Consider the following 26,041-nt stretch of genomic DNA (forward strand, 5'->3'; position numbering starts at 1 on the left):
AAAGACAAAATTTAAGTGTTATTCAACTATAGTTTTCTCTTAAGAGAACTGTTAGAAGCTGTCGTATAGCAGTGTTGAGGTCTGAAATCGGCAGGCTGAGGAGTGAGGTCTGAGGTTTGAATGAAAACAGGAATGCTCTCCTACTCCCTCTCTATCTCTTGACCCTGACAGCGTTTGGGTTAACTGTGTTACCATCTGGAAAAATCTTCTCAATATCTCAATCACCCTATGGGCAAGGTTCTGGTGTTAAACGCCTCTTATGAACCGCTCAACATCACCAGCTGGCGGCGGGCTGCTGTCTTGTTGATCAAAGGGAAAGCAGAGCGGGTTGAACACAACGGCAAATACGTCTACTCAGAGTTTCCACTCCCGACGGTTATTCGGCTGCGCTACTATGTCCGGGTTCCTTATAAGGAAATTCCCCTGACTCGTCGAAATATCCTCCACCGCGATAGTCATTCTTGTCAATATTGCGGTTATACCGGGGACGATTTAACGCTCGATCATGTAATTCCCCGCTCTCGTGGCGGCGGCGATACCTGGGAAAACATTGTCACCGCTTGCGTGCGCTGCAATGTCAATAAAGGCAGCCGCACCCCCAAGGAAGCCAACATGATTTTGCGGCAGCCGCCTCGCAAGCCTTACAGTAGTCTGCACTTTGAAGTTGCGAAACACCTCAAAAGTGGTACGCATCAGGAGTGGAAAAAATATGTGATCGGCCTTTAGCCCCCTGCATTTAAATCAACTGCGGGGGGTTTTAAAATTTGGCTAGTTAAGGGACTGGCGAACACGGGTAGTGCCCCTACGACTGGGGGCTGAGGAATATTGCACTCTTCCTGAACCCCTCATTGCCAATCGGTAGCCATGAAAGAGCAAGAGCGCAACTGTAAAAGGTCAAGACCGGAAAACGCGACCGCAGGGGGAGTGTCGTTTGCCAGTTTTTTTGTCAAGATCTATGAATAGGTAGCTCTATATCAAGACAAGCGTAATCACGGCGTCTCTGGAAACCTGTTTTCGCAGTAAAGAGGCGAGCTTTCGCGGCATTTACAAGGGTTTCTGTACTGCGCTTTTTTCTGCCCTTTGGGCGATTGAGTGAATCTGTCAAATACTTGGCAGGAAGCGTGAGGAGAGAGACTGTTGCAGCAACTGGAATACTAATTTTATAGCTTTGCACACCTGCATTATCCATAATATGCGATCTAATTTGCTCAAGCCTCTCAATGGTTCTCCAATCGCCGCCGAGTCAAAGCCTATAGACACCAAGCCAGATTCGGAATCTGTGGTTGAAATTCAACTAACAGAGGCGGCTCCCACACAGACAGTGAATGGATCTGGTAATTATTCAGCTAGAGGGTCTAGCGAACCCCCACTGGAAAGAATCGTGGAATCGCTACGACAGACTTTAGAGCGTCACCGGGGCGATCGCCATCTGGTAATTTTGCAAGATTTCCCCGACCCGGATGCCCTTTCGGGTGCTTGGGCGTATCAACTGATTGCCAAGCAGTACAACATCCAATGCGAAATTGTGTACGCTGGCACTCTCAGCCACCAAGAAAATATTGCTTTGGTTAAACTTACAGGCTTACCCGCAAAACGCTTGGGCGTCCAGTGCCTGAAGGAGAAGGAGAAGGACTTGTCGGTGTATCAGGGTTGTGTTCTGATTGATAACCAGGGCACGACCTGTCAATTGCTGCCTTGGGTACAAAAGGCAGGAATCCCGATTACGGTTGTGATTGACCATCACAGTATACAGACGGAACTTCATGCTGAATTTACGGATATTCGCCCTTCTACACGAGCTACAGCGACGATTTTAACCCAGTACCTCCAAGGAGGGCTACTCAAGCTGGATAGCGGTATTGGCGAACACGTAAAATGTGCGACAGCACTGATGCATGGTCTGAGGTCAGACACGAACCGGCTGATGCAAGCTCAGGAAGAGGATTTTCTAGCTGCGGGGTATCTCAGCCGTTTTTATGACGCCCAGCTGCTGAATGCAGTCTTGCAGGCGTATCGCTCAAAACGGGTGATGGATGTAATCGAGCGATCGCTAACCAACCGCACTGTCCAAAATAACTTCTCTATCGCTGGTGTTGGTTATCTTCGCTATGAAGATCGGGATGCCATCCCCCAAGCGGCAGACTTTCTCGTGACAGAAGAAAACGTCCACACGGCTGTCGTCTACGGAATCGTCCACGACGAAGACGAAGAATTGGAAGTCGTAATTGGCTCCCTGAGAACCAGCAAGCTGACTCTCGACCCTGACGAGTTTATCAAAGAAGCCTTTGGGCAAGACAATCAAGGACGCTTTTTTGGCGGCGGACGACTTTCCGCAGGTGGCTTTGAAATTCCGATGGGGTTCTTGGGCGGCTTCAATGAAAATTCTGAGTACGCCAAGATGAAATGGGAAGTTTTTGACACCCAAATCAAGCAAAAGCTGCTTCGGTTGGTCAACCCAAAAGACCATCTGCTTCATGGGGAGTAAAAGCGAGTGGAAGAATGGAAATTGCGACTCTTCCATTCTTCCATCAGCAATTAACCTATGAAACTTTATTTGATCCGCCACGGAATCGCCGCCGAGCCATCTGAGGACGTCAAAGATGAAGCGCGATCGCTGACCCATGAGGGACGCAAGAAAACCGCTAAAGTAGCAAAACGACTGGATGAAATCGGTGTGCGCTTCGACCTGATCCTCACCAGTCCCTTGGTGAGGGCACGCCAAACCGCCAAAATTCTCGTCGCCGCCGGTTTGTGTCCCCATCTAGAAGAATCAATCGACCTAGCTCCTGGGGGTGGCATCCAAGCTTGGCTGAGATGGTTAGAGGAATGGCGGCGAGCGGGTGGATCTCAATTAGCCCTAGTAGGTCATCAACCTAACTTGGGAAATTGGGCAGAAATTTTGGTGTGGGGCGATACCCAAGAAGCGCTAATTTTGAAAAAAGCAGGCATGATTGGATTAAGCCTTCCAGAAACTCAGTCTCCCGTGGGTCATAGCCAGATGTTTTTGCTTTCCTCACCCAAGTGGCTGTTGTAATCCCCGTTTAGAAATTCTGGTAAAACTAGCGACTACAAAAACGGTTTCTGGTAAGGTAACTTGAGTATGTTCCCCTCACCCAATCCGTAGCAACATGACTGTCTGCGAGTATAAACCAGGTTTAGAAGGCATTCCCGCTGCCCAATCCAGTATCAGCTATGTCGATGGAAAACAGGGAATACTAGAATATCGCGGCATTCGCATCGAAGACCTCGCAGAAAAGAGTACCTTCCTGGAAACGTCGTATTTATTAATTTGGGGTACGCTCCCCACGAAGGAAGAACTTGAGGCCTTTGAAAGTGAAATTCGCTATCATCGGCGGATCAAATATCGCATCCGGGACATGATGAAGTGTTTTCCGGAAACCGGGCATCCAATGGATGCGCTGCAAGCTTCTGCCGCTGCTTTGGGTTTGTTTTACTCCCGTCGCGCTTTAGATAACCCTGCTTACATTCGGGAAGCGGTGGTGCGTCTCTTAGCCAAAATTCCCACAATGGTGGCAGCTTTCCAACTGATGCGGAAAGGCAACGACCCCGTGCGCCCTCGCGATGATTTGGACTATTCTGCCAACTTCTTGTATATGCTGAACGAGCGGGAACCCGACCCCCTCGCGGCGCGGATTTTCGATGTCTGCTTGACGCTTCATGCAGAACATACGATGAACGCTTCTACCTTCTCGGCACGGGTGACGGCTTCAACCCTGACCGACCCCTACGCAGTCGTTGCCTCAGCGGTGGGAACTTTGGCAGGGCCATTGCATGGAGGGGCGAATGAAGAAGTCATCACCATGTTAGAAGAAATTGGCTCAGTGGCAAATGTTACTGCGTGGCTAGAGGATGCCTTACAGCGCAAAGCGAAAATTATGGGCTTTGGTCATCGCGTCTACAAAGTGAAAGACCCGCGAGCGACAATTCTCCAAAACTTGGCAGAACAACTGTTTGAGAAATTTGGTCACGATAAGTATTACGACATTGCTGTGGAGTTGGAACGGGCGGTAGAGGAAAAATTAGGCGAAAAAGGAATTTATCCAAACGTGGATTTCTATTCGGGTCTGGTTTACCGAAAGATGGGCATTCCTACAGATTTGTTTACACCCGTGTTTGCGATCGCTCGTGTTGCTGGTTGGCTGGCTCACTGGAAGGAACAGCTAGGAGAAAACCGCATCTATCGTCCGACTCAAATTTATAAAGGTTCTCGCGAAGCTGGCTACATTTCTATAGAACAACGATAGTCATCTAGAACCCGAAAAAACGCGATCGCTTCCGACAAAAATTGTATAGAGAAGCGATCGCGCTTTTTTGTGGCGGAGACGGGAGGAGCGATCGCTGGTTCCGAAAATTGGGGGTAGATGGGGAAGCTTACTGTTAATTGGTTGACCTTCGTAGGGATTAGTTGCCTCAGTTGACCAACAGATGCAAGAGCCGGATTCAACAGATACCCATCGCTCAATTAGAGGAGTTGGGTGAGGCGCTGTTGGATTTTACGGCACCGACGGATTTAGCCGTCTGGTTCGAGCAGTATCAGTGATAATTACACAGGCGATCGCACTTTCACCCGCCACAACAAGCGATCGCGCCTCCCTTCTTCCTGACCACAGAAAACTTTAACTTAAGGATAAGTAGAATTTCTTATTTGCTGCGCTGGGCTGGATGCGCTCCAACGATATACTAGGCTGTGTAGCTGAAAAAAATCTTCACAAAAGAACAGATAGATTGATTCGATACATCTTGTCTCGAATTGTCCTAGTAATTACTTCGTTCGGGAAACATGAACCCAGGTATTGACCTACAAGGAACTTTTATCCAATCCCTCAGGGATCTGGGCATCCCAGCAGGTGCCGCCAAAGCCATTTGGATGCCGCTGCCGATGTTTCTGATGATTATTGGTGCTACCGTAGGGGTGCTAGTGGTCGTCTGGCTGGAGCGGAAGATTTCTGCTGCGGCTCAGCAGCGAATTGGGCCAGAATTCGCAGGACCACTGGGTGTTTTGCAGCCGGTCGCCGATGGTCTAAAGCTGGTTTTCAAAGAAGATATTGTCCCAGCCAAGACCGACCGCTTGCTATTCACGCTAGGCCCAATCATCGTCGTCATCCCAGTGTTTTTGTCCTTCCTGATTGTGCCGTTTGGGCAAAACCTGGTAATCTCTAACGTCGGAATGGGCGTCTTTTTGTGGATTGCCCTCTCCAGCATTCAGCCGATTGGCTTGCTGATGTCCGGTTATTCTTCAAACAACAAGTATTCCCTACTAGGGGGTTTAAGGGCGGCAGCGCAGTCGATTAGTTACGAAATTCCCCTAGCGCTTTCCGTACTTGCGATCGCGATGATGTCCAACAGTCTTAGCACCATCGACATCGTAGAACAGCAATCTGGCTACGGCGTCCTCAGCTGGAACGTCTGGCGGCAACCCGTAGGTTTCCTCATCTTTTGGATTGCCGCTTTGGCAGAGTGCGAAAGACTCCCTTTTGACCTGCCAGAAGCAGAAGAAGAACTGGTTGCCGGTTATCAGACCGAATACGCCGGGATGAAATTCGGTCTATTTTATATCGGCTCTTACGTCAACCTCGTCCTCTCTGCCCTGCTAGTTGCAATCTTGTATCTAGGCGGATGGGAATTTCCGATTCCCCTCTCAATGTTAGGCGGCTGGCTAGGAGTTAATGAAACCAGTCCCTGGTTGCAGGTGATTGATGCATCACTGGGGATCACCATGACCCTCCTAAAAGCCTACTTCCTCGTTTTCATAGCGATTCTGCTGCGCTGGACTGTACCACGGGTTCGCATTGACCAACTGCTCGATCTAGGGTGGAAGTTTCTGCTCCCAGTGTCTTTAGTCAACCTGCTACTGACCGCAGCCCTAAAATTAGCATTTCCCGTTGCTTTTGGCGGGTAATTGGTAATCGGTAATCGGTAATAAGTCGTGGGAAAAATTACCTTTTTCTACAATCACCAATAACCGATTCTCTAATCAGAGAGAGACACAGAACAATGCTTAAGTTCCTCAAACAAGTTGGCGATTACGCCAAAGAAACCGTCCAAGCGGCTCGATATATTGGTCAAGGGTTGTCTGTAACCTTCGACCATATGCGGCGGCGTCCGATTACCGTGCAGTACCCCTACGAAAAACTCATTCCTTCCGAGCGTTTCCGGGGTCGAATTCACTTTGAATTTGATAAGTGCATTTCCTGCGAAGTCTGCGTGCGGGTTTGTCCCATCAACCTGCCAGTAGTGGATTGGGAGTTTGACAAAGCAAGCAAAAAGAAACTCCTCAAGCACTACAGCATCGACTTCGGAGTTTGTATCTTTTGCGGCAACTGCGTGGAATACTGCCCGACCAATTGCCTGTCAATGACCGAAGAGTACGAGCTTAGCACCTACGACCGTCACGAATTGAATTTTGACAACGTGGCACTGGGTCGTTTACCGTACAAAGTCACGCAAGACCCAATGGTGACGCCGCTGCGCGAACTTGTCTACCTACCCAAGGGCGTCATGGACCCGCACGACCTGCCAGAAGGTTCCCGTCGCCCCGGTCAGCTTCCAGCGGAAATTCTGGAACAAACGGAAAAATAAAAGTGATTTGTCATTCGTCATTAGTCACTTGTAAAAAACTAATGATGAATGACGAATGACAAATAAACGATTGACTACTGACAAAGGACAAAAATGAATCTAGCTGAAGGCGTTCAGATTGTTTCGTTTGGCCTGCTGTCGCTGATGATGATTGGCTCAGCTTTAGGAGTGGTGCTGTTTACTAATATTGTCTACTCAGCCTTCTTACTGGGTGGAGTTTTTGTCAGCATCGCTGGGCTGTATCTTCTTCTCAATGCAGACTTTGTAGCGGCGGCGCAGGTTCTCATTTATGTTGGAGCGATTAACGTCCTGATTTTGTTTGCCATCATGCTGGTAAACAAGCGGGAAGATTTTGCACCCATTCGCAATCGCTGGATTCGCCAAGCATCAACGGCTTTGGTCTGTATTGGCTTGTTTGGGCTTCTGGGTACGATGGTGATCAGAACTCCCTGGACTTTAGCGGTCTTGACCACTCCCATTGAAAGTAGCATTGTGCAGATTGGTCTGCATTTCTTCAGTGACTTTTTGCTACCTTTTGAGTTGGCATCTGTGTTGTTGTTGATGGCAATGGTGGGCGCAATTGTTCTGGCACGTCGTGAGTATATTCCAGAAGAAATTTCACCTCAGCTAACTCAACCAACCTCGTTAACGTTGCCGGAACGTCCTCGCGAACTTTTGACGGTCGGCTCCGAAAGCGGTAAACTCCCCGCAGATACCAACACATAGAAACCAAGAAAACTCATGCACCTAGAACTTCAGTATTTTCTACTGCTAGCCGCTGCCCTCTTCTGCATCGGTATCTATGGCTTGATTACCAGCCGTAATGCTGTTCGCGTGCTGATGTCGATTGAATTGCTGCTGAATTCTGTAAACCTGAATTTAATGGCTTTTTCTAATTTCCTCGATCCTCAAGAAATTAAAGGTCAGGTTTTTTCCGTCTTTGTGATTACTGTTGCAGCCGCTGAAGCCGCTGTGGGTTTGGCGATTGTGCTATCAATCTATCGCAACCGCGAGACGGTGGACATGGAGCAATTTAATCTGTTGAAGTGGTAATGGTTAATGGGTAATGGGTAATGAGTGTTTTGAGTTGAAGAAAACTCTTGAATTCAAAATTTAGATGCGATAATCGCGTCTCTAGAACTGAAAAGTTTTTACCTATACCAATTACCCATTATTCCTTACTCGCAACGTTCTAAAAATCAGTGATTAATATTTAGGGATATAAATGTAGATTGATGAATCTACAAGCGTTTTTAAGATTTATATTTATCTTCAGATTTATCTCCAGTAACGTTGAACCCTTATTTTTAGTTTTGCCTGATAAATTTGAGTGGTTAAAATTGTGGAAAGGTTGAGAGTTAAACATTTTAGGTATCCAGCCCACATCTATCATTAGTATTAGTTGTCTGAAATACATTGTTATAGAATGACAGAGGGCTGGAGAAAATAGGCATTATCAAATAAAAGCGATCGCGTCTTTGCAAGGAAGAGGAAAATAGCTATGGGGATGACTCTCACCGAAAAAATCTTGGCTCGTGCCTCTGGTCGGGCTATTGTCGAACCGGCGGAGAATATTTGGGTTAACGTTGATTTGTTAATGACCCATGACGTTTGTGGCCCCGGTACAATCGGGGTATTCAAGCGCGAATTTGGCGCAGATGCCAAAGTCTGGGACAAAGAAAAGATTGTTTTGATTCCAGACCATTACATTTTTACTGCCGACGAACGCGCTAACCGCAACGTTGATATTCTGCGCGACTTTGCCAAAGAGCAAGACATTAAATATTTCTACGACATCACCGACCGAGCCGACTTTAAAGCCAATCCAGATTACAAAGGTGTTTGTCACATTGCCCTAGCACAAGAAGGTCACACCCGTCCTGGGGAAGTGCTGTTTGGTACCGATTCCCATACCTGTAACGCGGGCGCTTTTGGTCAGTTCGCCACCGGCATTGGCAACACGGACGCTGGTTTCATTATGGGCACCGGCAAGCTGCTGATCAAAGTCCCGGCGACGATGCGCTTTGTCTTTGAGGGCGAGATGCCGAATTACCTGTTGGCGAAAGACCTGATCTTGCAAATCATTGGAGATATTGGGGTTGCTGGAGCCACGTATCGGGCGCTGGAATTTGCCGGTACTACCATTAACGGTCTGTCGATGGAAGACCGGATGACGCTGTGTAATATGGCGATTGAGGCGGGTGGCAAAAATGGCACGGTCGCCCCGGATGAAACGACGTTTGAGTACGTCCGCGCCCGGACTGATAAGCTTTTCGAGCCAGTTTATACGGATGCTGATGCTCGTTTCTACTCGGATCGGCATTATGATGTCTCTAAGTTAGAGCCGGTCGTCGCAAAGCCCCATTCTCCAGATAATCGTGCTTTGGCGCGGGAATGCCGGGATGTCAAGATTGACCGAGTTTATATCGGTTCCTGCACTGGCGGCAAAACCTCAGATTTTATGTACGCTGCCCGCATTCTTAAGGGACAGCAGGTGAAAGTTCCTACTTATTTAGTACCGGCAACGCAGAAAGTCTACGAAGACTTATTCACCCAGAAGTACGAAGGGCAAACTTTGTCTGAGATTTTCTTGGCGGCTGGTTGCATTGAGCCTGCGGCACCTTCCTGCGCGGCTTGTTTGGGTGGTCCCAAGGATACTTTCGGTCGCGTGAACGAGCCGGAAATTTGCGTTTCTACGACTAACCGCAATTTCCCCGGTCGGATGGGCAATAAAGAGGCGGGGATTTATCTAGCTTCGCCTTATACGGCTGCGGCTTCGGCGTTGACTGGATATGTGACTGACCCTCGCGATTTTATGTAAAGCAGTAGTAGAGGGGAATTCGGAACCTCACCTCCAACCCCTCTCCGTTCACGGAGAGGGGCAATATTGAGTGGCTCGACATTCGTGGAGAGGGGCAATATTGAATGGCTCGACCTTTGTAGGAGGGGCAGGGGTGGGGCTATGTACTCCATCCCATAGAGAATTGCTAGAGTGCTAGAGGCTTCAACCCAGGCTGTTAATCAGGTCAATATAATTGATCCAACCTTGAAAGATGTCTTGAATAGTCCCGCTATTTTCCTCAACAAACTGGCTACCTTCTTCTGAAAAAGGCGATGATGCGATCGCATCATCCAATTCGCCTAAAAGATCCGTCAAGACACTTCCTCCGACGCAAGTAGCGGCTGCTTCATCGGCAAGTTCTTCCCATAACGGGGACTCAGCAGAGATATTCGCTTGCGTGTTAATGGTGCTTTCGTTCATAAAAAACCTCTGGGCATCAAAATTATCTGATATCAACTCCATACTAATTGGTTGTCGCGATCGCGCTTTCGATTGTACGCAGAAGGCGATCGCGACAACGCACTCGCTATACTCGTAGTCTACGGAATTCAGCAGATGCGAGTATTATGGTGGATTGGTTATTGGTCTGGGGAGTTTCTCAAGCTGTCGGGGGTCTGGTGTACCCCATTGTGCAAGATTTGGCAAAGGAGGGAGCAAAAGACTTTGCTAAAGATTTCTTCAAAGATTCGCTGAAACACGTTGTGCTACGGGAAAAAGACCCTCGTCAGGTTGCGGCTGGTAAGGCTATCAAAGAATTTCTGCAACTGGTACAGGATGAATTAAAAGATACAGGCGTTACTGATGAGCAATTGCAGCAATATACCAAACCGTTAAAGGAATTTATTAAAGATAAATCGGTTAAAGAGATTCTGGGAAGCGCTTTTAAAGAGGACTGTCAAGCTTTAGATACAAAAACCTTAGCTCAAACTTGGAATCAGCTTAATTTATCACCTTTGCCACCTGAGGAATTTGATTGGGATTTGGTTGGCAAGCTGTACCGGAGAAAAGTTAACGTTATTATTCGAGAATTGCCTGAATTACGCGCTATCTTTGACTCAAAAAATATAGAAGCTATTCAGCAAAATACTAAAGAATTGGCTGGAATCTCTACTGAATTTGACTTAAAACGATATCAGGAAGGTCTGCAAGAGCGATACAGCAATCTTAATTTAGATAGTTATAGTTTAGATTCGAGCGTTTATGACTATCGAGAAAAACTCAAGGTATGGGAAATTTTTATAGCACAAAATGTGCGCGAATGCCAGGAATATTTACCCCAAGTTTACGAGATTCCTAAAGAGCATCAAAAACGACTGAGGGAGAGTAACCAACTCGAAGCAGACGTTAACCCCCAGGAGTGGGAACGATATAAACAGGTTTATTATCAACAGCCAATTCGCTCAGTTTTAGATATTATTAATGACTCTCAAACTTATCCCTATTTTGTAATTTTGGGCGATCCGGGTTCGGGGAAGTCCACATTGTTGCAATACATTGCTTTGAATTGGGCAATAACGCCTCTCAATACTGTGATTGAACAGCCGATTCCGTTGCTGATTGAATTGCGGACTTATATTCGCAATCGCGACTCTGGAAAGTGCAATGATTTTCTCGAATTCCTCCACAAAGGCTGTGGAATTGTCTGTCGCCTCAATCAACATGAACTCCACGAACGGCTAAAAGCTGGCAAAGTTTTGGTGATGTTTGATGGGTTGGATGAGGTGTTCGATCCGGCGAAACGGGAGGAAGTGATTACTGATATTCATCGCTTCACGAATGATTATCGGAAGGCGCGGATAATTGTCACTTCTCGCACTATTGGCTATAAACCGCAACGGTTGCGAGATGCCCAGTTTCGTCACTTCATGCTGCAAGATTTAGAGTTAGAACAAATTGAGGATTTTCTCTATCGATGGCATGAATTAACGTTCACGGATGAGGCACTTAAAGTTAGCAAGCGGGAACGACTGCAAAGGGCAATTGAGACTTCTTCAGCGATTGGAGAACTGGCGGGAAATCCCCTGCTATTGACAATGATAGCAATACTCAACCGCAAGCAAGAATTGCCTAGAGATAGACCAAGACTTTACAAAAAAGCTTCAGAAGTACTGCTGCATCAATGGGATGTGGATCAGAAATTGCTAGAAAATCCGAGGATGGATTCGGTAACAATTGACTATAACGATAAGCAGGCAATACTGCGTCAGGTTGCCTACCACATGCAAGCCGCAGATAAGGGTTTGGCTGGCAATCTGATTCGGGGGGATGATTTAGAAAGGATTCTAACTAGCTTTTTTAAAAGTACAGAAGTCAATCAGCCGAGAACTGTTGCTAGATTGCTGATTGAACAACTGCGAAGTCGCAATTTTATTTTGTGTTACCTGGGTGCCGATTCCTATGCTTTTGTGCATCGGACATTTTTAGAATACTTCTGTGCTAGTGAGTTTGTCTGGCAATTTGAGAAGGAACGCAATCTTTCATTGGAGCAGTTGAAAACTGAGGTTTTTGGCAAGCATTGGCAGGATGAAATTTGGCATGAAGTTCTGCGGCTGATTGCGGGAATGATTGATACAAAATTTGCAGGCGAAATTTTAGATTATCTGATGGCGCAGAAGGGCGAGGATGAAAAGTTTATCAATCTATTTTTAGCAGCAGAGTGCCTTTTAGAAGTGAGGAATCATCGCTCGTTGATTACACCAACATCTGACCAACTCCTCAATCAGCTGAAGGGCTTAACGCAGTATGACCTACCTTACCGTTACGAATTCTATGAAGATGAGGCAGATTTGGTTAGTGAAATTCGCATTCAAGCCGTTTCATCGGTCGCCACAACTTGGAAAGATCACCCAGATACCTTAGCTTGGCTCAAACAACGGGCGCAAGCGGATGACGATCCAAATGTGCGACGTGCGGCGGTGGAAGAATTAGCCCGTGGTTGGAAAGATGACCCGGATACCTTAGCTTGGCTCAAACAACGGGTGCAAGCGGATGACGATTTTGTGCGACGTACGGCGGTGGAAGAATTAGCCCGTGGTTGGAAAGATGACCCGGATACCTTACCTATTCTCAAACAACGGGCGCAAGCGGATAGCAGTTTTTTTGTGCGACGTGCGGCGGTGCAAGAATTAGCCCGTGGTTGGAAAGACGACCCAGATACCTTACCTATTCTCAAACAAGGGGTGCAAGCGGATGGCAGTTTTTTTGTGCGACGTGCGGCGGTGCAAGAATTAGCCCGTGGTTGGAAAGACGACCCAGATACCTTACCTATCCTCAAACAACGAGCGCAAACGGATGACGATTTTGTTGTGCGACGTGCGGCGGTGCAAGAATTAGCCCGTGGTTGGAAAGATGACCCAGATACCTTACCTATCCTCAAACAACGAGCGCAAACGGATGACACTTGGAATGTGCGAGAAGCGGCGGTGGAAGAATTAGCCCGTGGTTGGAAAGATGACCCGGATACCTTACCTATCCTCAAACAACGGGCGCAAGCGGATGACAAGTTCTATGTACGACGTGCGGCGGTGCAAGAATTAGCCCGTGGTTGGAAAGATGAACCTGGGATGTTTGAATTTTTGTGCGATCGCGCCCTCAACGATCCCTTTGAGCGTGAGGACAGCTGGGAAGACAACCCTCGGCAATTAGCACTTGAGATAATCATCAAAAATTATTCCAACCATCCCCAGACTCTACCACTGTTGCGCGATCGCTCTCTCAATGACCCAGACGAGAAAGTGCGCGAGTTCGCTACAGAGAAACTAAAGAATTGGAGTAAAAGTTGCGAGTAAAGCGATCGCATCTTCAGCGCGATCGCTATCTGATTGACAAATCTTTCGGTGTAGATTGGGTTTCGAGAGTTTTGGAGAGTCTTGCAAGTTTTGCTTCTTGAATTTTGTCAGTCAACCAACGGCTGACCAGTAAGCTTTAGCTTACTTTAGCTTTAAGCCGGAAATAAATTTCCCGGCTTTTTACGTGCTGCGATCGCTTCACAGGCACTTCATAGAAGCTTTACGATCGGGCGAGAATAACCGATTTATTTAAAGGATTGATAAAGATAGCCCTGATTTTATAGCACTTCTCCTTGGAGACTCCTTAAAGTGTAGGGGGAGTCGATAGGTATATTTACGGGGTTGTGAGAGGTTTGTTCACCATGCGGGTACTCTACTCAATTTAGGAAGCACCCATGAATCCACGAACAAGATCAAAATCAGAAAAGTCATCGGTGGGGCAGAATTTAGTCAAAGGTTTTGTTGGCATCGCTGGATTTCTAGGAATCTGTTATTTGGTCAGTATTCCAGTCATGTCCCAACTAAATCAAAACTCTACTCTCAAGGAAACTGCTTCTGAGGAGACTGGCACAACTAGGCGTTCTTCACCCAAAAAGACCAAGGCAAAACAGTCTACAACGACCGCCGATCCGACAACGATGTTCGGAGTCTATACAACCCCGCCGGATGCTACAACCCAACCAAATCAGTCTCCCGCCCCCTTGGGTAATACAACCTTGCCAGATGGGACGATAACGGCTCCCGGCACCACCAGCTTGCCGAGTAGCTATCCCACCACTCCCAGTACAAACAATTCTGGCGGGTTAATGACGACTCCTGGCACCACCAGCTTGCCGAGTAGCTATCCCATCACTCCCAGTACAAGCAATTCTGGCGGATTGATCGCGACTCCCGGCACCACCAGCTTGCCGAGTAGCTATCCCATCACTCCCAGTACAAGCAATTCTGGCGGGTTAATCACGACTCCTGGCACCACCAGCTTGCCGAACACAGGATTTTCAACTACACCCAATCCAACGCTCAACTATAGCGGGTTTTAAACGTTCAACTGGGTGTGTGTCGCCTGATATAGCAATCCTATTTGAGTTGCGCTTCGGCTCTTCAGATCCCCGACTTCTCTCTCGAAGTCGGGGATCTCGCCTTCACGAATCATTTACGACTGCGATACTTGAGGCAAAACTAAGACAAAACGCGATCGCGCTCTCAACCGAAAATACGATCGCCCTTAAACTTCCGGGCGAATTCTGCTACTGCCCAAACTGTTGTTTAGCTTGCTGATAAACTTCCACTGTTATTATTTTTTGCCCTGCTTCTTGTGCAAATTTTTCGATCTTTTTCCGAGCGGCGGGACGGACAAAAAAGGGAATTTCTTTCAACTTGGCTTCAGCTTCGGGTGTCCACTCTACGGCATTGGGTTGGTTCGCCACAGTTTTCTCCAAAAAATCCTTAAAACAGGAGTTTAACAGGGAAGCGATCGCGCTTTCCAGAGTCCCATCCAGAAGGCGATCGCTCTCAGGATGCGATCGCCTTTCCCAACCCTACCAACGAGCTACCACTTTTTGTAGGAGAGGAACTTACCCGACATAATAATTTTTACGCGATCGCCCTTGGGATCTTCTTCTTTTTCCACATCCAAAGTAAAGTCAATCGCGCTCATAATTCCGTCACCAAACTTGTCGTGAATAACGCTTTTTAGCGGCATTCCATACACTTGCATAATTTCATAAAACCGATAAATTAGAGGGTCAGTGGGAACAATTGGTCCCAATCCTTTCACCGGCCATTCTGTTAGTTCTTTAGCATAATTTGGGTCAAGCTCTAAGGCGAAGAGCAGCTTACTAGCCTCTTCTTCAGAAGCACTTGCTTGACGATACATCACTGCCGCAATCCAAACTTCGTCGCGTCCAACAACCTTTTCTAAATCGGCAAAACTTAGCCCTTTTTCTTTTTTAGCAGCCAAAAGTATTTGAGTAATTTCAGGAATAGTCATTAACAAACCTCAACAAAAAAGTAGCAACGAAATGTAACGACTGTAATGAATATTTGCTCAGTTTGGGAAACAGTTAAACTATCTCCTTTAACCGACAATCGATTCAGTTACATTCGCTACCTATCCGCTGCTACTTTTTAAGTCTCAGACGTTTTATGCAGGCATTTCCTACCCTAATTTTGCCTTTTGCCTTTTGCTTTTTTAGCGGTCTACAGAACCCATGATGATATCGATGCTACCCAAAATCACCACAATATCAGCGAGTTTTACACCCTTGAGAAGACTAGGGAGGATTTGCAGGTTGTTGAAATCGGCTGCACGAATCTTCCAACGCCAAGGGAAGACATTATCATCGCCAATAATATAGATTCCTAGCTCACCTTTCCCACTCTCGACACGGACGTAATGTTCGCCCTTGGGAATCTTAAAAGTGGGAGCGATTTTCTTACCAATGTACTGGTAGTCAAAGCCATTCCATTCGGATTTTGGCCCTTCTGCCATACGCTTGGCTTCCAAGTTCTCGTAAGGACCTCCAGGAAGTGCTTTGATAGCTTGGTAAATAATCTTGACAGATTCGCGCATCTCTCGAATCCGCACCAAGTAGCGGGCAAAACAATCACCGCCAGTTTCCGTATGCACTTGCCAATCGAAGTCGTCGTAACATTCGTAGTGGTCAACTTTCCGCAAGTCCCACTTGACGCCAGAACCCCGCAACATAGGGCCAGAAAGTCCCCAGTTGATCGCTTCTTCGCGGCTGATGGTGCCCACGCCTTCCACGCGACGGCGGAAGATGGGGTTGTCGGTGATCAAGCGCTCGTATTCGTCAACTTTCGGCAGGAAGTAGTCGCAAAAGTCTAAGCACTTGTCAACCCAGCCGTAGGGCAAATCAACGGCAACTCCCCCAATACGGAAGTAGTTGTTATTCACCATCCGATAACCAGTGGCGGCTTCCCACAGGTCATAAATCATCTCCCGTTCGCGGAAGATATAAAAGAAGGGAGTCTGAGCGCCCGTATCAGCCAAAAATGGTCCCAACCACAGCAGGTGATTGGCGATACGGTTCAATTCCAGCATGATGACGCGGATGTAGCTGGCGCGTTTGGGAACTGAGATACCGGCTAGTTTTTCCGGCGCATTAACGGTGACAGCCTCGTTAAACATTCCCGCTGCATAGTCCCACCGGCTGACGTAGGGGACGTACATGATATTGGTGCGGTTTTCGGCAATTTTTTCCATGCCGCGATGCAGGTAGCCGATCACGGGTTCGCAATCCACGACATCTTCCCCATCCAGGGTAACGATGAGTCGCAGCACTCCGTGCATAGAGGGATGGTGCGGACCCATGTTCAGCACCATCGGTTCTGTTCTAGTTTCTATCTTTGCCATAGTTCAGCCATCTCTCCTTGAAGCCGATTTGGGCAGCCGCACCTGAAATTTCGTAAACACGCCAAAATCACTTCGACTGGCACTGTCTGTTTACTACTGAGTGTTGATTTTTGTTTCGCTTCCTTAATTATATGGAGCTTTGTCCGAAGGATACGTCGGAATTCGAGCTGCATTTAACCAAGGGGAATTTTGGCACAACTTGCACAACTTAAAGAATCCGGCGTTGCTGAAATCGTCATGATTTAGGCAACGCCGTCAAAGGTTACTGGTGAGCGTTCAGCGCCAAGTTAGATGGAGATGGCTTTGCACTTGGAAAATGGTGTTGTGTCGCAAAAAGCTGTGCAACCATTTCCGTACGAGACGAAACCTCAAGCTTACGGAACATTCGCTTCAAAGCCTGCTTGACAGAATTCTCGGTAATCCAGAGTTCAGTTCCGATTTCTGTGTTGGTTCGACCCAGCGCCACCAAGTTGGCAATTTCCAACTCACGAGACGTTAAGCGATGGGTCTTTAAGGGTTGGTGCTGAGGTTCCAAAATCGGGTCTTTAACTGCGCTTGGCGCGAATCGCACGCTGGCGATCCAAACCGATAGGTGTAAACAAATGGCACTCAAATCAGCGATATCTTGGGCATCAAAGGCAGGCATTGATTTTTCACGGGTGCAACCCACTGAGCCGATTAATTGACCCCGATCGATAATGGGTCCTGCCATCACGTGCCAATGATCGGGACGAGGACAAATGATTGCCCAGGCTTTTGGGGATGCCACTAATCCTTCGTGGACAGGCGTATGGCGCTCTGCTAGGTAACGCGCCACAGGATTATGTTCAAGAGATAAGACAACATTCAGCACTTTTTGAAACTTGCGATTCTCCAAAGGAGAGGCTGCGCCAACGCCTAAAAGCTGGTCGAAGAAAAAGATCCCCGAACGCTTGGCGGCAAAATACTCACCAATTTTTGGCACGAGTTGCGATCGCAGGTCTTGTTCATCTTTTACCTGACTAATGGCTTCAAATAAAAGCTGCAAGGAAATCATCTTGGATTGGGTGTTATGCCTTAAAGAGTACTCGGTCGAGGACTAGGCGCAGTGGTTTGCCATCCCTAGTATAAGGATAGATTTCATTGCAAGCCCGATTAGCAGGATTGATGTATGACGGACTCACAAAAGCACATTATTGGTTTGGTTATCTATCCCGGCATGACCGCACTGGATATTGTAGGACCCCAGCAAGTTTTTAGTGCGCTTCCCAATGTCCAGATTCATCGAATCTGGAAAACGCTAGACCCGATCGAAACCGATGACGGCATGATGATTGTGCCAGATACCACCTTTGAGCATTGCCCGCCCTTGGACGTCCTCTGTGTCGGCGGCGGCTTAAAACAGATGGCAATCATAGACGATCCAGAGATCCTTGGATTTCTGCGTCAGCAAGGAAGCACCGCAAAGTTTATTACCTCTGTGTGCGGCGGGTCTATGTTTTTGGCGAAGGCAGGACTGCTGCAAGGCTACCGAGCTGCGACTCACTGGATGATGCGGGAACACCTAGCCGCGTTGGGGGTTGAAGTCGGAACAGAGCGAGTCGTCATTGACCGAAATCGCATGACGGGGGGAGGGGTGACAGCAGGCATTGATTTTGGTCTCGTGGTTGCTAAAGCGCTTTGTGGTGAGGAAGCCGCCAAGATCGCTCAACTCTTGATGGAGTACAATCCAGCCCCACCCTTCGATGCTGGTTCACCCGAAAAAGCGGGGCCTGATTTAGTGAACAAGGCGACGTCATACGCGATGGGGACATTGGGTTTACAAGTAGAATAGGCAGCTTGACATGACTAGCAGATTCGGAAATTGACTGCGGTACAGCTTGGTTTTTCTGCGATTTCGATCGTCTTCAACAAGAGCTTAATTACTCAGGTATTCAATTGAGAAGGCGATCGCTATCAATGCAGACCAGCTCCTTTCAGGGTGCGAGTTAATTGGCGCTTTTCTCAAACAAGGGCAAATCCAGGCGGCAAACGTTTACCAAAAGCGTGCCCAAAATCACTACCAGCTACTATTGAAAGCAAGGCAAGAGCGCTCGACAATTAGCAACGGCGATAAATTTCCACTCTGAATAAACTGGTCTCGGAAATCCAGCTTCCAGCTCAAGCTTATGTCCTGCTCCTGTAACGATAAGCATGGGTATAACCAGAAAATCGGAAAAATTATAGGCAAAATAGAGGGTGCGCCTATTTATCGTCGCTGAATTTTTTTGATGGATGAAATTGACAAGAGTTTGACGAATCAGACGGAAGCACCAGCATTTTTTCATGTGTCGGTGCTGAGTCGGGAGTTAATTGCCGGGTTGGAAATCCGTCCGGGGGGACACTACCTGGATGCGACGGTGGGGGGTGGCGGACACAGCCGCTTAATGCTGGAAGCCTCATCGGATGTGAGGGTGACGGCGATTGACCAGGATGAACAAGCGATCGCTGCGGCTAAAACCCAATTGCACGATTTTAGGGAACGCATCCAATTTTGGCATGGCAATTTCACCAAATATCAACCGAATGGTCTAATATTTGACGGAATTATTGCGGATTTAGGCGTGAGTTCTGCTCAGTTCGATGTTCCAGAGCGAGGCTTTAGTTTTCGCCACCAAGCTGACTTAGATATGCGAATGAATCAGCAGCAATCGCTGACTGCCGCAGAAGTCATTAATCACTGGAAAGAAGCGGAACTGGCAGATATTTTCTTTAAATACGGGGAAGAGCGGCTGTCGCGGCGAATTGCTAGAGCGATTGTGGAAAAGCGTCCGTTTCAGACAACAACCGAGTTAGCAGAAGCGATCGCGTATAGCGTTCCCCGTCAGTACCGCTACGGCAGAATTCACCCTGCCACACGGGTATTTCAAGCGCTACGAATTGTCGTCAACGATGAGTTAAAGTCTCTAGAAACTTTCCTCAATCAAGCACCCAACTGGCTCAAACCAGGCGGTAGGATTGGCATCATCAGTTTTCACAGTTTAGAAGATCGCTTGGTAAAGCATGGTTTCAGAGAATCGCCGATATTGCAGGTGTTAACCAAAAAACCGATTACACCGCAAGACGATGAACTGGAAAATAATCCTCGCTCTCGCTCCGCTAAACTGCGAATAGCAGAACGAAAATGATAGCAAACGACTCGCCGCCTTAGCCGAAAGCTATAGCAGTGAGTCGTTCCTAAATAAATCATCGTAGATTGTTAAAGTTCAACAGATTAATTAACTTAAATTGACTGGTAACTGCTGTATCCTAATCAAGAATTTTGAGGCAAGTGCGATGTCTTGGTTGCGTCCTGATGGTCGGCAATTTTACCAACTGCGTCCGGTTCGGTTTGAACGAATGTTCACCCGATTTGCAGCGGGTTCGGTTTTAACGAGCTGCGGCGACACTCATGTTCTCTGTAGTGCGACGATTCAAAAAGGTGTCCCCAAGTTTTTAGAAGGCACCGGCAAAGGGTGGCTAACGGCTGAATATCGGATGCTACCGGGTGCGACACCCCAACGCCAAGCACGGGAATTTATGAAGCTGTCTGGACGCACTCAAGAGATTCAGCGATTGATTGGGCGCAGCTTGCGGGCGGCGCTAGATTTAGAGGCACTCGGAGAACGCACGATAACGATAGATGCCGATGTTTTACAAGCGGATGCCGGAACCCGCACAACATCGATTTTCGGCGGGTTTGTGGCACTTGCAGACGCGATAGAAAAGCTGATACAGCAGGGAGAGTTAGAGCGATCGCCAATTCGCCATCAAATTGCCGCAGTTTCGGTAGGACTGTTGCAGGGAGAGCCAGTTTTAGATTTGAACTACGTTGAAGATGTGGCGGCTGAGGTGGATTTCAACGTGGTGATGGACGACCAACTGAACATCATTGAAGTTCAAGGAACGGCGGAGGAAGGCACCTTTAACCGGACTCAGCTCAATCAAATCTTGAATTTAGCCGAAAAAGGGATTCAAGAACTGCTAGATGCACAACAGGAAGCTCTAAAAAGTGTTACAACTTGAACACTGATAGGCTAGCTTATGTCTAAATTTTGATAGGACAATTCATGCGGAGTTCAAGGGTTTGTACTCCGCGTTTTGATATTTGTATGTTCTGCTGTAAGAACTTAAGTTTGAGTCATTATTCAACTTAAGGGTTTTGCAGAAATTTTAAGCTGTAGCTCCTTTGGCAGAAGCACCGCCTTGAGCCGATTCCTTAACTGCCTTAACGGCTTCTACTACAACTGCCGTTGCAACTGCTGCACCAGCAGCCTTGGCAGCACCATGTACAAAACTTGCGGTTACTGCCGCTGCTGTTAGAGGTTCTGGCATTGTTACTTCCTCATGTATGTAAAGTTATCTAATACAAAGAATAACTTCAAAGATATTAAATTCTAGTAAAAAATGTATGAAGATAATGGTCTTTACTTAAAGAAAGCATAAATATATTGCTGCTTACTAATTTTGAGCGTGTCGAAGATTGTTGTTTGGGTTGAGCTAAACAACCCAAATAATGCTGCTTTATATTCTTTATATTGTCTGGTTTCGTTCCTCAACTCAACCTACTAGCGCGTCTAGCTTAATTTGTTGGGTAAAGCAGTAGCTATAATCTTGAATAATCGTGATTATGCGAATCTTATCAACCCAGCATTTTAGTCTGGATGCGCTACTACATGGGTTTCTATGGGCTAGAGGCACAGCCCGAGGCATTGGCTTCTTCGACCCCTTAAATAAAGGAATATCGCTAAAAATTAAGAATCGTTGCAGATCGACGAGAGTGCGATCGCTCTTATACCAGCCTGGATTATATAGATGAAGGGCATTCCAGGCACTTTTGCCAGTTCACCAGAACCCTAACCGCTCATGAGATCGGGGTTGGTGGATGTTTGAGACAATCTGAGACAATTAGCCTTTGAAATCAACTGTTTCAGCTCATTCCAGATAGATAGATAGTCATCAGCACGAAGGGAGAACTCTATGAAATTGGCTTACTGGATGTATGCAGGTCCCGCGCACATTGGTACTCTGCGGGTCTCCAGTTCCTTTAAGAACGTCCACGCCATTATGCACGCGCCAATTGGCGATGACTACTTTAACGTCATGCGCTCGATGCTAGAGCGCGATCGCAACTTCACCCCAGTTACCATCAGTTCCGTTGACCGGAACGTTTTGGCGCGTGGTTCCCAAGAAAAGGTGGTGGACAATATCACCCGCAAAGACGTTGAGGAACATCCAGACCTAATTGTTTTAACTCCTACCTGTACCAGCAGCATTCTCCAAGAAGACCTGGAAAACTTTGTGGAACGCGCTTCCATAGAAACCAAGTCAGACGTGATGCTGGCGGACGTGAACCACTACCGCGTCAATGAACTGCAAGCAGCCGACATTACCCTGCGGCAAATTGTCCAGCTTTACATCGAGAAAGCCCGGAAAAAAGGCGATTTACCCGAAGGCAAAACTGATAACATTTTGGATGAGTGGAGGAGCAATAGAAGCCAGAACCGCACATTAGAAGGCAAAACCGAAAAGCCTTCAGTTAACATCCTGGGAATTTCCAGCCTCGGATTTCACAATCACCACGACTGCACCGAGTTGAAGCGGTTGATGGCTGACTTGGGGATTCAGGTCAACGAAGTGATTCCGGAAGGCGCATCGGTTCACAACCTCAAGAATTTGCCGAAAGCCTGGTTTAACCTGGTTCCTTACCGCGAAATCGGGCCAATGGCGGCTCAGTACCTGGAGAAAGAATTTGGGATGCCTTATGTAGATATCACGCCGATGGGTGTGGTGGAAACAGCACGTTGCATCCGTAAAATTCAGGAAATCCTTAACGCTCAAGGCGCAGATGTTAACTACGAAGACTACATCAACGAGCAAACTTTGCACGTTTCTCAAGCCGCTTGGTTCTCCCGTTCTATTGACTGCCAAAACTTGACAGGGAAGAAAGCTGTGGTGTTTGGCGACAGCACTCACGCCGCCGCCATCACGAAAATTCTGTCCAGAGAAATGGGGATTCACGTTGTTTGGGCGGGAACATACTGCAAGTACGACGCTGAGTGGTTCAAAGAGCAGGTGGGCGAATACTGCGATGAAGTGATCGTCACCGAAGACCACGGTCAAATTGGGGATGCGATCGCTCGTGTGGAACCCTCTGCCATCTTCGGTACCCAAATGGAACGTCACGTCGGTAAGCGTCTAAATATTCCCTGCGGCGTCATTGCAGCACCGATTCACGTTCAGAATTTCCCCATTGGTTACAAGCCATTCTGCGGTTACGAAGGCACAAATCAAATTACAGATTTGATCTACAATTCTTTCACTTTGGGAATGGAAGATCACCTGTTAGAAATCTTCGGCGGACACGACACCAAGGAAGTGATTACCAAGGGGATTTCGGCTGATTCTGACCTCGGTTGGAACAAGGAAGCGCAAGCAGAACTGAACAAAGTTCCCGGTTTTGTGCGCGGTAAAGTGAAGCGCAACACTGAGAAATTTGCACGCGATCGCGGTTTTAACGTCATCACTTTAGAAGTGATGTATGCAGCTAAAGAAGCAGTCGGTGCATAATTCAGCAGTTAGTCATTAACCATTTAGCAGTCAGCTCTAAAAGCTGGCTGCTAGTCTCAAAAATCGGGAGCGATCGCCCCCGATTTACAATCAATATTCAACAGCTTATCTGCAACTGCTCTCGATAAATTAAGAGAGACTTTATGAGACTTTTCTAGTGAAGCGGAGCTAGCGACTTGGCTATCACAGCATCAAGCATAAACGTTTTGGAGTTTGAGAGCGATCGCGTTTTCACTGAATATACCTCTGGAAGCAATGAGTTTTTTCAAAACACTTGCAAGAATTTCTTATTCTTTGTCTGTTGGTGTCATGGCAATGCTTTCTGGGGCGGTAATAACAATACTTTTATTACTAGTGTTTTTTGAAATAAATAGTTGTTCAAAATGGTCATTGCTTAACCCTAGCAACGGATGTCGTTCCAGCTATTGGAAAGTGTTGCAAGATTTTGTACAATTTTTTGTCACAACTAGAGAAGGATTAACAATATTAGCTATTCTAATAATTCCACGCATAATTACTTTTTGTGTACGGACATGGAAGCTTCTTAATAAAAAAAAACTGAGGAGCGCAAAAGGAAGACGCTTGCAAGTGAAACTCTTAAATAAAATTGCAGAGGATGTTGCTGTATATTGGTTAAAAATTATTTTTAAAATATCTTTATGGGTATTAATTCTAAGCGGAGTGTTTCTTTTGTTTCCTTTATTGGTATATGTAACCAATGACTTATCACAGAGTATTAGTTACTTAAAATCATTACCCTATGGAGCAACCAGAGAACTCCTAATCAATATTTTATTTTCTTGCATAATTACTTATTTATGTATAAAGGTGAGTAAGCACTTTGGAATAAGTTTATTGGAGGATTAGGTGATGTTTGTTTAAATTTTAAAAATTTTATACTAACTAGAGTAAAAACAATATAAAAATATTACAGCAACACCGAGAAATTTGTACGCGATCGCGGTTTCAACTTCATCACCCTAGAAGTGATGTATGCCGCGAAAGAAGCTGTCGGCGCGTAATTCAGCAGTTAGTCATTAACTAACATTTAGCAGCCAGCCCTAAAAGCTGGCTGCTAGTCTCAAAAATCGGGAGCGATCGCTCCCGATTTACAATCAATATTCAACAGTTTATTTGCAACCGCTCTCGATGAATTAAGCGAGGCTTTATTAGACTTTTCTAAGGAAACGGATCTAGCAACCTGGCTAGCACAGCATCAAGCATAATCATTTTGGACTTTGAAAGCTATCGCGTTTCACTGAAATCACCCTAGCGCTCGTGTAAGCCACCAAGGAACCCGTAGGCGCATATATTAGGGCTTAGTAAATATTAGAATTCAGCAGTCAGCCCTATAAACTGGCTGCTGATTTTTTTTGTGAATAGAAACAAACAAGTTATTTAGTTTTTTTGTTCACTGTTTTAAGCAGTTCAGTAATTGACTTTAGCTGGATTTGGGAGAAGTAAGCCATCGCAATAATCACAGCTACTGCAACTCCTCCATAAGTCAATGTGGGGATTAAACCTCCTGATTCTGGCGGTTTAGGGGAATCAGTTGAATTGGAAGACATAAGAATACTCTGCTCTTGTTCTACATTACTCAGTTTCTTTTGAGTAGCGAAGTCATATCCCAATTTTTGGGCAAACGAGGATGAAGGCTGGAAGAAAGCCCGATTTTGCTGATTATGAGTCATAATTAGATCCGATGTTTTTCAATTAACTTCCCCTAGCTCGTTTGTAGACCTAGGGGATTTTCTGTTGTGCGATCAAGTGCGCTTTGAAATGCTACTTTAAGCTCTTAAACCATTTGTAAAGTCTCTCCACTTTTGGATAAAAAGGAGAAAATATACCTTTTTGAGCCATTGCAGTAATCCAGATATCGTTCTTAATCACAGGTTCACAAGTAATCCCAACCGGAATACTAGGATAGCGTGAAGTGAGTGCATTCCCTACGGTCGGTGACTACGACGTATTTCAGTAATTTGGTCGGTGACATCCAGAAGCGCTTGGGGCATTTCTAGCCCTCCTAGAATAATATCCCTTACGCAGAAAGCATTGCTAGCCGCTCACTTGCTAAAAAATTCCCAAAATCCATACAGCTCCTTATAAAAATGCCAGCATTTTATCTTCTGGAATCATCAACCCAAAATTCATCGTCAAACCAATTCATGCAGAAATAGGAAAGACTACTTGCACCAGTTTCTTCAGCGAGTAGGGTGAGCTGTAAAGAAAATAGAGCGCTCCCTTGCTCTTCATGTATAGATTTTTGTGTTGGCTTTGGATGAGGAGGAGCGATCGCATTCTCTCCAGCAAAACGCGATCGCATTACATCGTTACTTTTATTAACTGCACTCCTAGGCTTTTGTATCGGTTTGCAACTAGAGCAAGGAGATGCTCGATCGCAACTGCATTCTTACTCACTAACCTTGAAGTTAAGTTATCGTAGAATCTCGGATGATAGTATTTGAAATTTGAAACAATTTAAAGCTAGTATTGGCTTTTTATATTTATAAAAAACTATCTTTTAGAAGTTTAGATTTCTTTAAAAATAATTTTATGTTAAGTAAATTTTTCTATTAACAAAAATAGTTTTTAACAAAAACTAACTCTATAGTTCTATTTTTATTTTTTGATTATTTATGTATTAAATTGTATTTAAATATAAAATTTTATAATTATAAAATTGTGGTTACTCATAAATTAGGTAGGTTTCCACAAGAAGGTACTTTAAATACTTAGAATTTAAGAGAGGTTAAGTTATAGCAACCGCCAAGATGGTTAGGACGTAGAATGAAGGTGTAATTGTGACTTGTTACCGTTTGCTCTGCCGTGCCTAAACCTTACAGTTACGACTTTCGTCAGAAAGTGATC

General features: G+C 46.2%; 27 protein-coding genes and 2 pseudogenes. 18 read left to right on the top strand and 11 right to left on the bottom strand.

Annotated features, from left to right (window positions below; genetic code table 11):
• Positions 1-228 precede the first annotated feature (228 nt).
• Positions 229-726 (top strand): HNH endonuclease, encoded by a 498-nt coding sequence (locus NC994_RS14155; RefSeq protein ID WP_190413489.1) that lies wholly within the window; start codon positions 229-231, stop codon positions 724-726.
• Positions 727-946: 220 nt separating this feature from the next.
• Here NC994_RS14155 and NC994_RS14160 read toward each other — a convergent pair whose 3' ends face one another.
• Positions 947-1,189, bottom strand: a complete 243-nt coding sequence (locus NC994_RS14160; protein ID WP_190435715.1) for a hypothetical protein — start codon at positions 1,187-1,189, stop codon at positions 947-949.
• A 3-nt stretch (positions 1,190-1,192) separates the two neighbouring features.
• Between NC994_RS14160 and NC994_RS14165 the strand changes: the two genes are divergently transcribed.
• From NC994_RS14165 to NC994_RS14175, 3 genes are all read left to right on the top strand, one after another.
• On the top strand, positions 1,193-2,485 hold the full coding sequence (locus NC994_RS14165) for a bifunctional oligoribonuclease/PAP phosphatase NrnA (RefSeq protein WP_190413491.1): 1,293 nt from the start codon (positions 1,193-1,195) through the stop codon (positions 2,483-2,485).
• A 57-nt stretch (positions 2,486-2,542) separates the two neighbouring features.
• On the top strand, positions 2,543-3,034 hold the full coding sequence (gene sixA / locus NC994_RS14170; protein ID WP_190435718.1) for a phosphohistidine phosphatase SixA: 492 nt from the start codon (positions 2,543-2,545) through the stop codon (positions 3,032-3,034).
• A gap of 94 nt (positions 3,035-3,128) precedes the next feature.
• Positions 3,129-4,265 carry a citrate synthase gene (locus NC994_RS14175; protein ID WP_190435721.1) on the top strand — a complete coding sequence of 379 codons (1,137 nt, stop codon included), beginning with the start codon at positions 3,129-3,131 and terminating at the stop codon, positions 4,263-4,265.
• Here NC994_RS14175 and NC994_RS14180 read toward each other — a convergent pair.
• The gene (locus NC994_RS14180; protein ID WP_190435786.1) at positions 4,241-4,483 is read right to left on the bottom strand and encodes a hypothetical protein; all 243 of its coding nucleotides are present in this window, start codon (positions 4,481-4,483) and stop codon (positions 4,241-4,243) included. The genes NC994_RS14175 and NC994_RS14180 overlap by 25 nt on opposite strands.
• Here NC994_RS14180 and NC994_RS14185 point away from each other — a divergent pair.
• The 6 genes from NC994_RS14185 (at position 4,436) to NC994_RS14210 (ending at position 9,421) form a co-directional block, all read left to right on the top strand.
• Entirely contained in the window at positions 4,436-4,561 is a 126-nt protein-coding gene (locus NC994_RS14185) for a DUF4351 domain-containing protein (protein ID WP_199292304.1), read from the top strand. The genes NC994_RS14180 and NC994_RS14185 overlap by 48 nt on opposite strands.
• Before the next feature lie 240 nt (positions 4,562-4,801).
• Positions 4,802-5,920: an NADH-quinone oxidoreductase subunit NuoH gene (gene nuoH / locus NC994_RS14190; RefSeq protein WP_190430307.1), complete on the top strand. Its 1,119-nt coding sequence runs from the start codon at positions 4,802-4,804 to the stop codon at positions 5,918-5,920.
• 95 nt (positions 5,921-6,015) lie between these two features.
• Positions 6,016-6,600 carry an NAD(P)H-quinone oxidoreductase subunit I gene (gene ndhI, locus NC994_RS14195; protein ID WP_190435723.1) on the top strand — a complete coding sequence of 195 codons (585 nt, stop codon included), beginning with the start codon at positions 6,016-6,018 and terminating at the stop codon, positions 6,598-6,600.
• A 93-nt stretch (positions 6,601-6,693) separates the two neighbouring features.
• Positions 6,694-7,326, top strand: coding sequence for an NADH-quinone oxidoreductase subunit J (locus NC994_RS14200; RefSeq protein WP_190413503.1), 633 nt, complete (start codon positions 6,694-6,696; stop codon positions 7,324-7,326).
• Between the two features lie 15 nt (positions 7,327-7,341).
• Entirely contained in the window at positions 7,342-7,653 is a 312-nt protein-coding gene (gene nuoK / locus NC994_RS14205) for an NADH-quinone oxidoreductase subunit NuoK (protein ID WP_190413505.1), read from the top strand.
• A 448-nt stretch (positions 7,654-8,101) separates the two neighbouring features.
• Positions 8,102-9,421, top strand: a complete 1,320-nt coding sequence (locus NC994_RS14210; RefSeq protein ID WP_190435726.1) for a 3-isopropylmalate dehydratase large subunit — start codon at positions 8,102-8,104, stop codon at positions 9,419-9,421.
• A gap of 183 nt (positions 9,422-9,604) precedes the next feature.
• Here NC994_RS14210 and NC994_RS14215 read toward each other — a convergent pair whose 3' ends face one another.
• On the bottom strand, positions 9,605-9,862 hold the full coding sequence (locus NC994_RS14215; protein ID WP_190435729.1) for a hypothetical protein: 258 nt from the start codon (positions 9,860-9,862) through the stop codon (positions 9,605-9,607).
• Between the two features lie 146 nt (positions 9,863-10,008).
• Between NC994_RS14215 and NC994_RS14220 the strand changes: the two genes are divergently transcribed.
• Together NC994_RS14220 and NC994_RS14225 are read left to right on the top strand one after the other, a co-directional pair.
• Positions 10,009-13,230: a HEAT repeat domain-containing protein gene (locus NC994_RS14220; RefSeq protein WP_190435778.1), complete on the top strand. Its 3,222-nt coding sequence runs from the start codon at positions 10,009-10,011 to the stop codon at positions 13,228-13,230.
• Positions 13,231-13,625: 395 nt separating this feature from the next.
• On the top strand, positions 13,626-14,270 hold the full coding sequence (locus tag NC994_RS14225; protein WP_190435731.1) for a hypothetical protein: 645 nt from the start codon (positions 13,626-13,628) through the stop codon (positions 14,268-14,270).
• Between the two features lie 207 nt (positions 14,271-14,477).
• Here NC994_RS14225 and NC994_RS14230 read toward each other — a convergent pair whose 3' ends face one another.
• The 4 genes from NC994_RS14230 to NC994_RS14245 form a co-directional block, all read right to left on the bottom strand.
• Positions 14,478-14,657: a PCP reductase family protein gene (locus tag NC994_RS14230; RefSeq protein WP_190413517.1), complete on the bottom strand. Its 180-nt coding sequence runs from the start codon at positions 14,655-14,657 to the stop codon at positions 14,478-14,480.
• Positions 14,658-14,779: 122 nt separating this feature from the next.
• Entirely contained in the window at positions 14,780-15,220 is a 441-nt protein-coding gene (gene cynS, locus NC994_RS14235; protein ID WP_190435733.1) for a cyanase, read from the bottom strand.
• A 201-nt stretch (positions 15,221-15,421) separates the two neighbouring features.
• Positions 15,422-16,606 (bottom strand): NAD(P)H-quinone oxidoreductase subunit H, encoded by a 1,185-nt coding sequence (locus tag NC994_RS14240; protein WP_190413521.1) that lies wholly within the window; start codon positions 16,604-16,606, stop codon positions 15,422-15,424.
• Positions 16,607-16,868: 262 nt separating this feature from the next.
• A complete protein-coding gene (locus NC994_RS14245; protein WP_190435735.1) occupies positions 16,869-17,642 on the bottom strand; it encodes a LuxR C-terminal-related transcriptional regulator in 774 nt (257 codons plus the stop codon).
• Between the two features lie 114 nt (positions 17,643-17,756).
• On the opposite strand from NC994_RS14245, the gene NC994_RS14250 reads away from it, so the two are divergent.
• The 3 genes from NC994_RS14250 (at position 17,757) to rph (ending at position 20,629) form a co-directional block, all read left to right on the top strand.
• Positions 17,757-18,419: a DJ-1/PfpI family protein gene (locus NC994_RS14250; protein WP_190435737.1), complete on the top strand. Its 663-nt coding sequence runs from the start codon at positions 17,757-17,759 to the stop codon at positions 18,417-18,419.
• 436 nt (positions 18,420-18,855) lie between these two features.
• The gene (gene rsmH, locus NC994_RS14255; protein ID WP_190435739.1) at positions 18,856-19,752 is read left to right on the top strand and encodes a 16S rRNA (cytosine(1402)-N(4))-methyltransferase RsmH; all 897 of its coding nucleotides are present in this window, start codon (positions 18,856-18,858) and stop codon (positions 19,750-19,752) included.
• 148 nt (positions 19,753-19,900) lie between these two features.
• On the top strand, positions 19,901-20,629 hold the full coding sequence (gene rph / locus NC994_RS14260) for a ribonuclease PH (RefSeq protein ID WP_277879690.1): 729 nt from the start codon (positions 19,901-19,903) through the stop codon (positions 20,627-20,629).
• A gap of 147 nt (positions 20,630-20,776) precedes the next feature.
• Here the strand turns inward: rph and NC994_RS14265 are convergent, their stop codons facing one another.
• Positions 20,777-20,938: a hypothetical protein gene (locus NC994_RS14265; protein WP_190435741.1), complete on the bottom strand. Its 162-nt coding sequence runs from the start codon at positions 20,936-20,938 to the stop codon at positions 20,777-20,779.
• Positions 20,939-21,583: 645 nt separating this feature from the next.
• On the opposite strand from NC994_RS14265, the gene bchB reads away from it, so the two are divergent.
• From bchB to NC994_RS14280, 3 genes and pseudogenes are all read left to right on the top strand, one after another.
• A complete protein-coding gene (bchB, locus tag NC994_RS14270) occupies positions 21,584-23,173 on the top strand; it encodes a ferredoxin:protochlorophyllide reductase (ATP-dependent) subunit B (protein WP_190435744.1) in 1,590 nt (529 codons plus the stop codon).
• 255 nt (positions 23,174-23,428) lie between these two features.
• Positions 23,429-24,040 (top strand): hypothetical protein, encoded by a 612-nt coding sequence (locus NC994_RS14275; RefSeq protein WP_190435747.1) that lies wholly within the window; start codon positions 23,429-23,431, stop codon positions 24,038-24,040.
• Between the two features lie 227 nt (positions 24,041-24,267).
• Positions 24,268-24,399: pseudogene (locus tag NC994_RS14280) on the top strand (DUF4351 domain-containing protein); the annotation flags it as partial.
• 168 nt (positions 24,400-24,567) lie between these two features.
• On the opposite strand, the gene NC994_RS14285 reads toward NC994_RS14280, so the two are convergent.
• The 3 genes and pseudogenes from NC994_RS14285 to NC994_RS14295 form a co-directional block, all read right to left on the bottom strand.
• A complete protein-coding gene (locus tag NC994_RS14285) occupies positions 24,568-24,864 on the bottom strand; it encodes a hypothetical protein (protein ID WP_190435749.1) in 297 nt (98 codons plus the stop codon).
• Between the two features lie 255 nt (positions 24,865-25,119).
• A pseudogene (locus NC994_RS14290) lies at positions 25,120-25,215 on the bottom strand (P-loop NTPase family protein); the annotation flags it as partial.
• 77 nt (positions 25,216-25,292) lie between these two features.
• A complete protein-coding gene (locus tag NC994_RS14295; protein WP_190435753.1) occupies positions 25,293-25,496 on the bottom strand; it encodes a hypothetical protein in 204 nt (67 codons plus the stop codon).
• Positions 25,497-26,041: the final 545 nt, after the last annotated feature.

This window comes from Trichocoleus sp. AS-A1 (assembly GCF_039962015.1).
Taxonomy (GTDB): Bacteria; Cyanobacteriota; Cyanobacteriia; order Cyanobacteriales; family FACHB-T130; genus FACHB-T130.

What these genes read in the sequence shown, in the direction of transcription:
- NC994_RS14155 (WP_190413489.1), top strand. Translation starts at nt 229, where the DNA reads ATGGGCAAGGTTCTGGTGTTAAACGCCTCTTATGAACCGCTCAACATC.
- NC994_RS14160 (WP_190435715.1), bottom strand. Translation starts at nt 1,189, where the DNA reads ATGGATAATGCAGGTGTGCAAAGCTATAAAATTAGTATTCCAGTTGCT.
- NC994_RS14165 (WP_190413491.1), top strand. Translation starts at nt 1,193, where the DNA reads ATGCGATCTAATTTGCTCAAGCCTCTCAATGGTTCTCCAATCGCCGCC.
- sixA (WP_190435718.1), top strand. Translation starts at nt 2,543, where the DNA reads ATGAAACTTTATTTGATCCGCCACGGAATCGCCGCCGAGCCATCTGAG.
- NC994_RS14175 (WP_190435721.1), top strand. Translation starts at nt 3,129, where the DNA reads ATGACTGTCTGCGAGTATAAACCAGGTTTAGAAGGCATTCCCGCTGCC.
- nuoH (WP_190430307.1), top strand. Translation starts at nt 4,802, where the DNA reads ATGAACCCAGGTATTGACCTACAAGGAACTTTTATCCAATCCCTCAGG.
- ndhI (WP_190435723.1), top strand. Translation starts at nt 6,016, where the DNA reads ATGCTTAAGTTCCTCAAACAAGTTGGCGATTACGCCAAAGAAACCGTC.
- NC994_RS14200 (WP_190413503.1), top strand. Translation starts at nt 6,694, where the DNA reads ATGAATCTAGCTGAAGGCGTTCAGATTGTTTCGTTTGGCCTGCTGTCG.
- nuoK (WP_190413505.1), top strand. Translation starts at nt 7,342, where the DNA reads ATGCACCTAGAACTTCAGTATTTTCTACTGCTAGCCGCTGCCCTCTTC.
- NC994_RS14210 (WP_190435726.1), top strand. Translation starts at nt 8,102, where the DNA reads ATGGGGATGACTCTCACCGAAAAAATCTTGGCTCGTGCCTCTGGTCGG.
- NC994_RS14215 (WP_190435729.1), bottom strand. Translation starts at nt 9,862, where the DNA reads ATGAACGAAAGCACCATTAACACGCAAGCGAATATCTCTGCTGAGTCC.
- NC994_RS14220 (WP_190435778.1), top strand. Translation starts at nt 10,009, where the DNA reads ATGGTGGATTGGTTATTGGTCTGGGGAGTTTCTCAAGCTGTCGGGGGT.
- NC994_RS14225 (WP_190435731.1), top strand. Translation starts at nt 13,626, where the DNA reads ATGAATCCACGAACAAGATCAAAATCAGAAAAGTCATCGGTGGGGCAG.
- cynS (WP_190435733.1), bottom strand. Translation starts at nt 15,220, where the DNA reads ATGACTATTCCTGAAATTACTCAAATACTTTTGGCTGCTAAAAAAGAA.
- NC994_RS14240 (WP_190413521.1), bottom strand. Translation starts at nt 16,606, where the DNA reads ATGGCAAAGATAGAAACTAGAACAGAACCGATGGTGCTGAACATGGGT.
- NC994_RS14245 (WP_190435735.1), bottom strand. Translation starts at nt 17,642, where the DNA reads ATGATTTCCTTGCAGCTTTTATTTGAAGCCATTAGTCAGGTAAAAGAT.
- NC994_RS14250 (WP_190435737.1), top strand. Translation starts at nt 17,757, where the DNA reads ATGACGGACTCACAAAAGCACATTATTGGTTTGGTTATCTATCCCGGC.
- rsmH (WP_190435739.1), top strand. Translation starts at nt 18,856, where the DNA reads ATGGATGAAATTGACAAGAGTTTGACGAATCAGACGGAAGCACCAGCA.
- rph (WP_277879690.1), top strand. Translation starts at nt 19,901, where the DNA reads ATGTCTTGGTTGCGTCCTGATGGTCGGCAATTTTACCAACTGCGTCCG.
- NC994_RS14265 (WP_190435741.1), bottom strand. Translation starts at nt 20,938, where the DNA reads ATGCCAGAACCTCTAACAGCAGCGGCAGTAACCGCAAGTTTTGTACAT.
- bchB (WP_190435744.1), top strand. Translation starts at nt 21,584, where the DNA reads ATGAAATTGGCTTACTGGATGTATGCAGGTCCCGCGCACATTGGTACT.
- NC994_RS14275 (WP_190435747.1), top strand. Translation starts at nt 23,429, where the DNA reads ATGAGTTTTTTCAAAACACTTGCAAGAATTTCTTATTCTTTGTCTGTT.
- NC994_RS14285 (WP_190435749.1), bottom strand. Translation starts at nt 24,864, where the DNA reads ATGACTCATAATCAGCAAAATCGGGCTTTCTTCCAGCCTTCATCCTCG.
- NC994_RS14295 (WP_190435753.1), bottom strand. Translation starts at nt 25,496, where the DNA reads ATGCGATCGCGTTTTGCTGGAGAGAATGCGATCGCTCCTCCTCATCCA.